General features: G+C 37.7%; 5 protein-coding genes. 4 read left to right on the top strand and 1 reads right to left on the bottom strand.

The window, feature by feature from the left end:
- Positions 1 to 158: 158 nt before the first annotated feature.
- Both AADH04_RS07425 and AADH04_RS07420 read left to right on the top strand, forming a co-directional pair.
- Positions 159 to 3,998, top strand: a complete 3,840-nt coding sequence (locus AADH04_RS07425; protein ID WP_434779602.1) for a DUF3683 domain-containing protein — start codon at positions 159 to 161, stop codon at positions 3,996 to 3,998.
- Positions 3,999 to 4,105: 107 nt separating this feature from the next.
- Complete coding sequence (locus AADH04_RS07420) at positions 4,106 to 5,884, top strand: DUF262 domain-containing protein (protein ID WP_434779601.1); 1,779 nt, start codon at positions 4,106 to 4,108, stop codon at positions 5,882 to 5,884.
- 61 nt (positions 5,885 to 5,945) lie between these two features.
- Here the strand turns inward: AADH04_RS07420 and AADH04_RS07415 are convergent, their stop codons facing one another.
- The gene (locus AADH04_RS07415; RefSeq protein WP_434779600.1) at positions 5,946 to 8,768 is read right to left on the bottom strand and encodes a valine--tRNA ligase; all 2,823 of its coding nucleotides are present in this window, start codon (positions 8,766 to 8,768) and stop codon (positions 5,946 to 5,948) included.
- 279 nt (positions 8,769 to 9,047) lie between these two features.
- Here AADH04_RS07415 and AADH04_RS07410 point away from each other — a divergent pair, with 279 nt between their 5' ends.
- Together AADH04_RS07410 and AADH04_RS07405 are read left to right on the top strand one after the other, a co-directional pair.
- The gene (locus AADH04_RS07410) at positions 9,048 to 10,367 is read left to right on the top strand and encodes an HlyD family efflux transporter periplasmic adaptor subunit (RefSeq protein WP_434779599.1); all 1,320 of its coding nucleotides are present in this window, start codon (positions 9,048 to 9,050) and stop codon (positions 10,365 to 10,367) included.
- 2 nt (positions 10,368 to 10,369) lie between these two features.
- Complete coding sequence (locus AADH04_RS07405; protein WP_434779598.1) at positions 10,370 to 11,977, top strand: DHA2 family efflux MFS transporter permease subunit; 1,608 nt, start codon at positions 10,370 to 10,372, stop codon at positions 11,975 to 11,977.
- Positions 11,978 to 12,006 lie beyond the last annotated feature (29 nt).

The raw sequence follows: 12,006 nt of genomic DNA, 5'->3' as shown, positions 1-12,006 counted from the left end.
TGATTAAATAAATTTGTATGCATTATTTATATTGTTAAGTAGGTTTGGTTTTAAATAATGATTAAAAGATTAAACTGCTTTTAAAAAGGTTTAATCTTTTTGTGTCTTGAGCTAAACTTGAGCTTATATCCATCATCTTCATTTAAATTCAAAATAATATGACTACCACGACACAACGTATTCGGGAAATTCCTTATAACTATACTTCTTTTTCTGATCGAGAAATTGTTATTCGCCTATTAGGTGAGTCTACTTGGCATTTATTACAGCAATTAAGGGAAGAACGCAAAACGGGTCGCTCAGCCAGAATGCTTTTTGAAGTATTGGGCGATATTTGGGCTGTGGAACGTAACCCATATTTGATTGACGATTTACTGGAGCATCCTGATCGCCAAATGGGTTTGGTCAAAGAAATGCGCCATCGAATCAATGAAATTGAAAAAAGACGGGATGATAACGATAAAGTACGGCAAATGATTTTGTCTGCAAGAGGGGCAGTAGAAACATTCAATCAAAGTTTTGAAAAAACCCGTAATAAGCGTAAAGAAATTATGCGCGTTCTCAGTAAAATTACCCATAAAGACAATATTCAGTTTGATGGTTTGGCACGAGTCAGTCATGTCACAGATGCCACAGATTGGCGTGTTGAATATCCCTTTGTTGTCTTGACTCCCGATACGGAAGCAGAAGTTGCACCTTTGGTTAAGGCATTAATTACTTTGGATTTAACCATTATTCCTAGAGGTGGTGGCACGGGTTATACTGGTGGTGCAGTGCCATTAGATGCCATGAGTGCTGTGATTAATACAGAAAAACTGGATAAACACCAAGGGGTTGAATTTGTTTCTTTGCCAGGTTTAGATGGGACACATCCTATTATTCATTGTGGGGCAGGAGTCGTTACCAGAAGAGTAGAAGAAACCGCTCACGCAGCCAGCCTTGTTTTTGCGGTAGATCCAACCAGCGCTGATGCTTCTTGTGTGGGTGGCAATGTGGCCATGAATGCAGGTGGAAAAAAAGCCGTTTTATGGGGAACTGCGTTAGATAACCTTGCTTTTTGGAAAATGGTGGATCCCGATGGTAATTGGTTACTTATTGAACGGGTAGGGCATCATTTTGGCAAAATCCATGATGTTCAAATGGCTACTTTTAATGTGCACCATTTGGCAGATGATGGTCAAACAATTAACAGTACAGATGTTTTGACGATTCCAGGGAGTGCTTTTAGGAAAATTGGGTTAGGTAAAGATGTTACTGATAAATTTTTAGCAGGCTTACCTGGAGTACAAAAAGAAGGAACAGATGGCATCATTACCAGTGTAGCATTTGTTTTGCACAGAATGCCTAAATATACCCGAACCATTTGTTTGGAATTTTTTGGGACAGTGGCACAAGCAACCCCTGCAATTGTTGAAATTAAAGAATATATTGATGCACATGATCAAGTGCAGCTGGCAGGTTTAGAACATTTAGATTGGCGGTATGTACGTGCGGTAGGTTATGCAACGAAGGCTCCTAATAAAGGTCGACCAAAAATGGTTTTGCTATCTGATATTGTTTCAGATGATGAAACTGCAGTTGGCCAAGCAGCAAGTTATGTTGTGCGTTTGGCCAATGCCAGAATGGGGGAAGGGTTTATTGCTGTTACTGCCGAAGCACGAAAAACTTTTTGGCTTGATCGCAGTCGTACTGCTGCTATTGCTAAGCATACCAATGCTTTTAAAATCAATGAAGATGTGGTGATTCCCTTACCAAAATTAGGGGATTATTCGGACGGAATTGAGCGTATTAATATTGAGCTATCCATCCGTAATAAACTGGCATTATGTGAAGCGTTGACCCGTTATCTATCAGGTAAATTACCCGTGGATAAATTGGGTACTGATTTGCCTTCTAGTGAGTTAATTGGGACAAGAAAAGAGCATGCCTTAGCCAAAGTTGCCGAAGTTTATGAAGCATGGCAGTGGTTATTAAATCACTTGGATCAGCCTTTAAATACCTATTTAACCCAATTTTCTTTTGCCAAAATAGCAGAAACATCTGAACCTGTGAATGTACAGGAAAGTTGTTTCTTGGCAATGCGTGATTTTCGTTTAAGGGTTTCTGTTAAAGAAGACATTATGAAGCCATTGGCCACCATTTTTAGTGGTCAAACAGATGGTGCCATTTTAAAAGCATTGGATAAAATTCATACTAAAGTGGTTCGTTCCCGAGTCTTTGTTGCTTTACATATGCATGCAGGGGATGGCAATGTTCATACCAACATTCCTGTCAATTCAGATGATTATGACATGTTACAAGTGGCTCATCGTGCCGTAGAGCGTATCATGGTGTTGGCTAAAAGCTTAGATGGGGTGATTTCTGGTGAACATGGTATAGGCATTACCAAACTTGAGTTTTTGAGTGAAGAAGAAATCGCACCTTTTAGGGCATACAAACAACGTGTTGACCCAAAAGGTCATTTTAATCGTGGTAAATTGATGGCAGAAGGTGATTTACGTCGAGCGTATACCCCATCTTTTGAATTGCTTGGCGCAGAAAGTTTGATTTTAGAACATTCTGCTTTAGGTGATATTTCTCGCATGGTCAAAGATTGTTTACGCTGTGGTAAGTGTAAACCTGTTTGTTCAACTCATGTGCCACGTGCCAATTTATTGTACAGCCCTCGGAATAAAATTTTGGGTGTTGGTTTATTAACGGAAGCTTTTTTGTATGAAGAGCAAACCAGAAGAGGTATTTCTCTTAAACATTTTTCTGAATTAAATGATGTGGCTGATCATTGTACAGTGTGTCACCGTTGTGTGAAACCCTGTCCTGTCAAAATTGATTTTGGTGATGTCAGTATTGCCATGCGCGATTTTTTACGCCGTGTGGGGAAAAAGCAGTTTAAACCAACCACGGCGCTTGGTATGGCCTTTTTATCGATTAAAGATCCTGTAATCGTTAAATTAATGCGTAAGGGTATGATTGAACTTGGGTTTAAAGCACAAAGAAGTGCTTATCACTTGGTCAGAAAATTTAAATTAGCAGACAAACAATTAAAGCAACCTGCTCAAACTTTAGGCAAAGCACCTATAAAAGAACAGGTGATTCATTTTTTAAATAGACCCTTACCCAAAAATATACCCAGTAAAACAGCACGGGCTTTATTAAGTATAGAAGACCAAAAAACGGTACCGGTTATTCGTAATCCTCAAGTGACAGAAGAAGCAGAAGCGGTATTCTATTTTCCTGGTTGTGGCTCTGAACGTTTATACAGTCAGGTTGGATTGGCAACTCAAGCGATGTTATGGCATGTTGGTGTACAGACTGTTTTGCCACCAGGGTATTTGTGTTGTGGTTATCCTCAGGCCGCTTCTGGGCAAAAAGATAAGGGTGATGCCATTACCACCGAAAACAGAGTATTGTTTCATAGGGTCGCGAATACTTTAAATTATCTGGATATCAAAACAGTTGTGGTCAGTTGTGGCACTTGTTATGACCAGTTGGCTGATTATCGATTTGAAGACATTTTTCCTGATTGTCGTATATTGGATATCCATGAATTTTTAATGGAAAAAGGATTAAAGCTTGACGGGGTTTCAGGACAACAGTATTTATACCATGATCCTTGTCATACGCCAATAAAAGCCTATCAACCGATAAAAGTGGTCAGTGAGTTGATGGGTAAAAGTGTAGCTTTATCCGATAGATGCTGTGGTGAAGCTGGCACCTTTGCTGTGTCTCGCCCTGATATTGCTTCTCAAGTACGATTTAGAAAACAAGAAGAAATTGAGCAAAATCTTGCCGCTTTGCCACAAGAGACAAATACTATGCCAGTTAAAATTTTGACTTCTTGTCCGGCTTGTTTACAAGGGTTAAACCGTTATAGTAATGATACTCATACCCAAGCTGATTATATTGTGGTTGAAATGGCCAAACATATATTAGGGGACAATTGGTTAAATGAGTATGTGCAAAAAGCCAATAATGGTGGGGTAGAGCGGGTTTTATTGTGAAGTAGAAATAATTATTTGTTGCAGAGTATAAAATTTAATTTAAATATTAAATTTATTTTGTTTTATGTTAAAATCCTAAAATAATTTGATTTTTAGGATTTTAACATATGTCAGATCAAACATTTACTCCCCATAGCCTTTCAATACGACAATTGTTTACTGATTCTCAATCTCTTTATAGAGTACCAGAATATCAAAGACCATATAAATGGGGAGAAGAACAAATTGAGCAATTATGGGATGACTTACAAGAAGCATTTGAATCAGATGAAGAGAATTATTTTTTAGGATCTATTATTACAGCAAAGCCTCTCAATGATGAGAAAACTGTTTATTTAGATATTGTAGATGGGCAGCAACGTTTAACAACGCTCGTTATTTTATTTTCTGTTTTGCGAGATTTATATCCTAATCTAAATGAGTCTGAGCAAGGTCATAATGTAGTACAAAAAAATGTTATTGAAAGTGCAATTAAATATTATGGTAATAGCAATCGTTTAACTTTATTTACTCATCGGCAACATCAGAGCGACTTTGATGATTTAATCGTAAAAGGGCAAGTTTTTGAATTTCCTAAACCAACAAAAACTGAATTGAAGCAAGATGAAGAACCAAAATTCAAATTTATAAATTCTGCATATATCTTTAGAGATAAATTATCAAAATTAGCACCAAAAGAGATTGATTTATTTGTGAACTATTTATTTGATAGAGTTAGGGTGATCAGAATAGATTGTAGTAGTAGAGGATTTGCAATTAAATTATTTCAAGTTTTAAATGATAGAGGATTAAATCTAACTGTAGCTGATTTGATAAAGAGCTTTTTATTAGAAAAATTGTATTCAAAGTATTCTGGAGATGAAGAGTGTCGTAAACAAAAAGAAAACCAATTTATTTCTGATTGGAATGAAATTACGGCTGATTTAAAAGAAATTATTAATTTGACAAGTTTTTTTAACCTTTATGGATATTATGAGCTTGCTCAAAATCCTAAAAAGTCTATTCATGATGAATTAGAAATTGTTTTTGAATCAAAAGATCCAATTGAGGTTGTTTCAAAATTAAGACAATTTGCAAAAATTTACTCTAAAGAAATTTATGAGAAAGAAGATAATATTTTATTTTCTTTTTGGTATCTACCATGGAGTATGTATTGGCAATCAATATTAATGACAGCATTATTTTCAAAATATTCTGATTATGAAAGATTAAAAATAGTAGTACGACGTTTTTATTACTTATATTGGATATCTGGCCGAACTTTATCGGCTATTAAACAAACCTCTTTTAAATTAATAAGTTTAATTAAAGAGAATAAGAATATTGAATACATTGAATCAATCTTAAATGAAAAATTAATTAAAGATGACATTATTAATGCTGTTAAGCTAAATTTATCTAGTAATGATATTTATAACACCGCTTGGTGCAAATCTTTACTAATTTTGATTGAATATGAAATGACAGATAATAGTAATTCTGCTTTCATTTATTGGGACTCAAATTTACAAATAGAACATGTTCTCCCTAAAAATTACAGTAAAGCTATAGGTTGGGATTTTATTGATACAAAAGTAGCGCAAAAATGGTTAAATAGTGCAGGTAATCTTACTTTGCTTAGTGGAAGAAAAAATGTAGTTGCTGGTAATAGTAGTTTTCAAGATAAGATTAAAGTATATAATGGAAAACACAAAAATGGGTCTCAAAATGACAAAATGACAGCTTTTCGTATTACACAAGAAATTAGCCGTGATTTTGAATTAAATACATATGGTAAACAATGGAATGAAAAAGCAATGTTAGATCGTTATAAATGGTTTATGAAACATATAGCTTTTATTCTGGATGTAGAAGAGTTAAGAGATTTGAACATACAAGAGATTTGATGCCATAAATATTTACGGTATTTGATATATTCAAATACCGTAAATAAAATAAATTAAGAAGTTATATTTTTAGTTTTTCTAATTGAGCTTTAATTTTTCCTTCTTTTTCAACTAAAGCGGCTAATTGCTCTTGATCTTTTTGTACCAGATGGGCAGGCGCTTTATCAAGATAGCCAGGTTTACTCAATTTAGCGTCTAATTTGTCTTTTTCTTTATTGAGTTTTTCCAGCTCTTTGCTTAAACGAGCTGTTTCTGCGGCTTTATCTATTTCCACAATCAACATTAAGCGCGTTTGGGCACAAATGGCCACTGGTGCATCTTCGTTTTCTGGTAATTTGTCCACGATTGTGGCATCACTTAATCTAGCCAGTAATTTTAGATAAGGCAAAGTATGAGCAAAGGCTTGTCCATTTTCGAGGAATAAAGGCGCTTTAACTGCGGGGCCTATACCCATCTCCCCTCTAAGATTACGTACAGTATTGACGAGTTCTTGAAAAGCCGTCATTTGTGCCAGTGCTTCTTGATTGATTCTGTCAGGGTAGGCTTTAGGCCACGGTGCAATCATAATACTTTGGGTTCGTTTTTTTCCTGCTAATGGTGCGACGGTTTGCCATAATTCTTCTGTAATAAATGGCATAATGGGGTGAGCCAAACGTAAAATACTTTCTAATATATGTAAAAGCGTACGACGGGTGGCTGTGGCATATTTTTCATCTCCACTTTGCAATTGAACTTTGGCTAACTCTACATACCAGTCACAGTACTCATTCCAAGCAAATTCATAAATAGCTTGTGCTGCCAAATCAAACCGATAAGTATCAAAAGCTTCTGTGACGGTTTGTTTGGTTTGTTGTAAACGAGAATGAATCCATTCATCAACAAAGCTAGAGGGTAGGTTCGCATCATCTAAACCACAATCTTGTCCCTCAACATTCATTTGGACAAAGCGAGTGGCATTCCATAATTTATTGCAAAAATTACGATACCCTTCACAACGTTTAAAATCAAAGTTGATTGAACGACCTAAACTGGCATAACTGGCCATACTGAAACGAAGCGCATCTGTCCCATATGCTGGGATGCCATCAGGAAATTGTTTTTCTGTGGCTTTAATGATTGTAGGCGCTTTTTCTGGACGGCGTAAACCTGTTGTGCGTTTTTGTAGTAATAGAGGTAAATCAATGCCATCAATCAAGTCTACAGGGTCAATAACATTGCCTTCTGACTTGGACATTTTTTTGCCCTCATGGTCGCGCACCATGCCATGAATATACACATCTTTAAACGGTACTTTACCTGTAAAGTGAGTACTCATCATAATCATGCGGGCAACCCAGAAGAAAATGATTTCGTAACCTGTGACCAGAACACTTGAAGGTAAAAAGGCATCTAATTGTGGCGTTTTTGATGATTCATTTTCCCAACCTAATGTTGAAAAAGGGACTAAAGCAGAACTGAACCATGTGTCTAAAACGTCTGCGTCTCGTGTCAATTTATTTGAGCCAGCTTGTTGTTGTGCTTCTTCCTGTGTTCTGGCAACATAAACTTTGCCTGTTTCATCATACCATGCTGGAATTTGATGTCCCCACCATAGTTGACGAGAAATACACCAATCTTGAATATTATTCATCCATTGGTTGTATGTATTGACCCAGTTTTCAGGAATGAATTTTACTTCGTTAGAAGCAACGGCATCTATGGCTTTTTGGGCAATACTTTTACCTGTAGGATCGTCTTTTCCGATTTCAGACATAGACATAAACCATTGATCGGTTAGCATAGGCTCAATCACGCTACCTGTTCTATCTCCTCGGGGGGTCATCAATTTATGAGGTTTAACTTCAATAAGCAATTCTTGGGCTTTTAAATCTTCTACGATAAGCTTACGCGCAGCAAAACGATCTAAACCTGCATATTTTTCTGGAATATCAAAGGCCTCTAAAACCTGTCCTTGAAAATCAAATACTTGTGCTTGAGGTAAAATTTTAGCGGTTAAATCGAACACATTGATCAAAGCAGTTTGATGGCGTTTGCCGACTTCATAATCGTTAAAATCATGAGCCGGGGTAATTTTAACAAAGCCTGTGCCAAATTCAGGATCAACGTATTCATCTGCAATGATGGGGATTTGTCTGTTTGTTAAAGGCAGCATTAATTTTTTGCCAATAAGGTGAGCAAATCGTTCATCTTCTGGGTGGACAGCAACAGCGACATCACCCAATAGTGTTTCAGGTCGTGTTGTGGCTACAATAACCGTATCATCGCTATCAACAACAGGATAACGAATATGCCACATATGACCATCTTCTTCCTCGCTGATGACCTCTAAATCAGACACAGCAGTGCCTAATATTGGGTCCCAATTGACCAGTCGTTTGCCTCGGTAGATCAAGCCTTGTTCAAATAATCGGACAAATACTTCACTGACCACTTTTGCACGTGGTTCATCCATAGTGAAATACTCCAGTGACCAATCAACTGAACAGCCCATACGACGCATTTGTTCAGTAATGGTATTGCCAGAGATTTTTTTCCATGCCCATATTTCATCAACAAAGGCTTCACGACCTAAATCATGACGGTTTTTGTTTTGCTCAGCCAATTGGCGCTCCACCACAATTTGTGTAGCAATCCCTGCATGATCAGAACCAGGAATCCAAGCGGTGTTATAACCTTTCATTCTGTAGTAGCGGGTTAATCCATCCATAATGGTTTGGTTAAAGGCATGCCCCATATGTAAAGTACCAGTAACATTTGGCGGTGGGAGTTGAATAGAAAAACTAGGGGCATTTTTGTCCATGCTGGGTCTAAAATAGCCATTTTCTTCCCAGTTTTGATACCATTTTTGTTCAATTTGCTGTGGGTCGTATTTGGTTGAACTCATAAAATTGCTCTGATCATCAATAAGTAAAAAATAAAGGGCAATTATAACGCAAATTATATGGGGTTTCTTCATCCACTTTCACTTTACGTGAATAATACATATGTTCAAGTATGTCTCTTGTGGTTTGCTATGATTTTTATCGGGAAGTCAAGGTAAAAATTTTGAATTTATTTATAAAAAACAAATACACAGATAGTTTCTAATTAAGGAGAAAAGGAGTACATTACATCTTTTTGACCACAAGAGTATTGTATTAAGCAAGACGCAAGGAAAAGAATAATGTCTGAAGAGAACCAAAATAGTCACGATAAACCTGTAGAAAACCAAAACACACAAGACAGCAAAACCATTCAGGCAAAGAAAAAGCGTAAAAAATTATTGGCTATTGTTGCCATCATTGTTGTTTTATTATTTGTCCTTTATTTGATTGTGCATTATCTATTTTTTGCTCATTACGAAGAAACAGATAATGCTTATGTGCAAAGTGATATTGTGCAAGTAACTTCACAAGTCAATGGCACGGTATTATCTGTTGATGTGCGCGACACAGATTTTGTCAAAGAGTCTCAAGTCATCGTTTTATTGGATCAGACCGATGCCAAAATGGTTTTAGAGCAAGCTCAGGCAGATTTGGCTCAAACAGTCAGACAAGTGCGCTCTTTGTATACCAATAATCGTTCTTTACAAGCGAATATTGCATTAAGTGAAGCCAGTTTGGCAAAAGCAAAAGTAGATGTTGCTAAAGCACAAGGTGACTTAAAAAGACGCCAAGGTTTAGGGGATGCTTTATCGCAAGAAGAGCTGATTCATGCTCAAGTGCAATTGTCCTCGGCTAAAAGTGCGGAAAGTTCAGCCTTAGCTGCTGTCAATGCTGCTAAAGAGCAATTAAAGTCAAACCAGTCTTTAACTGATGGTGTTGATGTGCAAAACCACCCTAATGTACTAAATGCAAAAGCAAAGCTAAAAGAAGCCTATATTACCTTACAAAGAATGAGTATTCCTGCCCCAGTAGATGGTTATGTCGCCAGACGCAGTGTTCAGGTTGGGCAAAGAATCAGCGCAGGTACACCGTTGATGAGCGTGATTCCACTTAATCAAGTATGGGTAGATGCTAACTTTAAAGAAGTCCAATTACGGGATATGCGTATTGGACAAAAAGCCACTTTAGTGGCCGATGTGTATGGTAAAAAAGTGGTTTACCATGGCACTTTAGAAGGTGTGAGTGCTGGAACAGGTTCTGCTTTTTCTTTATTGCCTGCACAAAATGCAACAGGGAACTGGATTAAAGTGGTTCAACGTGTGCCTGTACGCATTTCTTTAGACCCAAAAGAGCTAAAAGAGCACCCGCTACAAGTGGGTTTATCTATGACGGTTACTGTAGATATTAAAGATAAAAGTGGCAAAATGTTATCTGATCAGGTTAATAAAACTTCGGCAACAAAAACCCAAGCATTTAATTTAAATAAATTAGAGTCTGAAAGTGAAGCTTTAGCAAATGACATTATCCAGACCAATTTAGGTAAACCTATTGCAGAAAAAAACACTGAAGCGGCTGAAGCAAAAACCATGTCGCAAATTGTTAGCGAAAAAGGTCAGTAATAATGGCACAGGTAATTTCCTCTTCTGATTCAACTAATGGGGCTGGATCAGAAGCAAAAAAGCCTATGGCACTTGAACCCTTATCAGGCAAACAGTTGGCTTTGGGTACATTGGCATTGTCTTTAGCGACATTCATGAATGTATTGGATTCTTCTATTGCCAATGTTTCTTTACCTGCTATTGCTGGTGATTTAGGGGTAAGCCCTAATCAGGGAACATGGGTAATTACCAGTTTTGCTGTAGCCAATGCCATTTCTGTGCCGTTAACAGGCTTTTTGACGGTTCGTATTGGTGCCGTGCGTTTATTTGTGGCCAGTATTTTACTTTTTGTGTTGGCTTCATGGTTATGTGGTTTTGCCCATTCTTTGGAAGCTTTAATTGGTTTTCGGGTGATGCAAGGGTTTGTTGCTGGCCCCATGATCCCTTTATCTCAGTCTTTATTGCTGTCTAGTTATCCAAAAGCAAAGGCAGGCTCTGCTATGGCCATTTGGTCCATGACAACCTCTGTTGCACCAATTGCTGGACCACTATTGGGTGGTTGGATTACAGATCACGTATCATGGTCGTGGATTTTTTATATTAATATCCCATTTGGTTTGGCTGCCGCCCTCATTACTTGGCTGATTTACAAAGACAGAGAAACGCCCACGAAAAAATTGCCTATTGATTCAATCGGTCTGGCCTTATTGGTTATTTGGGTCAGTGCCTTACAAATTATGTTGGATACGGGAAAAGAGAACGATTGGTTTGCTTCCACCGAAGTCATTGTCCTTGGCTTAATCGCTTTAGTTGGGTTTGTTGTGTTTGTGATTTGGGAATGGGCTGAGGAGCATCCTGTTATTGATATCAAATTATTTAAGGGCATTAATTTTTCCTGTGGCACTATTTTGATTTCTGTAGGGTATGGCCTATTTTTTGGTAATGTGGTGTTATTACCTTTATGGTTACAACAATATATGGGCTATACAGCAACCAATGCTGGTTGGGCGTTGGCGCCAGTTGGGCTATTGTCTATTGTGATGATGCCTTTTGTGGGTAAAAACATCAGCCGCTTTGATGTGCGTTGGTTTGCGACCATTTCTTTTATTGTCTTTGTCTTGGTGTTTTGGATGCGCTCTCACTTTAATACTGATGCAGACCTAACCACCATTATGGTTCCTGCCTTGATACAAGGGGTTGCGATGGCATTTTTCTTTGTTCCATTGATCACAATGGGGATGGCAGGTTTGCCGCCAGAGAAAATTCCTTCCGCTTCTGGCTTAATGAACTTTGTTCGTATTACCGCAGGGGCAATGGGTACTTCATTATCCACAACACTGTGGGAAGACAGAGCAAAGTTACACCATGCCCAATTAACAGAACATATTGTTCAGGGCGATCCTGTTAGTGGTGCCACTATTGAGCAATTAAAAGCATTGGGGATGACCACAGATCAAGCCTTAGCTTATATTAATCGGTTGATTGATCAGCAGGCTTTTACTTTAGCAGCTAATGATATTTTTTATGGTTCGGCGGTTTTATTTTTAGGGATGATCGTGTTGGTGTGGCTGGTGAAACCAACTAAGGATGGTGCCGCAGACAGCAGTGCTTCTTCACATGCTGCTCATTAAAAAGGCTTTTTGATTCGAATAAAATAGGC

The sequence above is a fragment of the Neisseria sp. Ec49-e6-T10 genome (assembly GCF_051132615.1).
Lineage (GTDB): Bacteria > Pseudomonadota > Gammaproteobacteria > Burkholderiales > Neisseriaceae.
This window is presented reverse-complemented; position numbering and strand designations above follow the sequence as displayed.

Bases quoted from the DNA above. Each gene is read 5' to 3' on its own strand.
- AADH04_RS07420 (WP_434779601.1), top strand. From the start codon at position 4,106: ATGTCAGATCAAACATTTACTCCCCATAGCCTTTCAATACGACAATTG.
- AADH04_RS07415 (WP_434779600.1), bottom strand. From the start codon at position 8,768: ATGAGTTCAACCAAATACGACCCACAGCAAATTGAACAAAAATGGTAT.
- AADH04_RS07425 (WP_434779602.1), top strand. From the start codon at position 159: ATGACTACCACGACACAACGTATTCGGGAAATTCCTTATAACTATACT.
- AADH04_RS07410 (WP_434779599.1), top strand. From the start codon at position 9,048: ATGTCTGAAGAGAACCAAAATAGTCACGATAAACCTGTAGAAAACCAA.
- AADH04_RS07405 (WP_434779598.1), top strand. From the start codon at position 10,370: ATGGCACAGGTAATTTCCTCTTCTGATTCAACTAATGGGGCTGGATCA.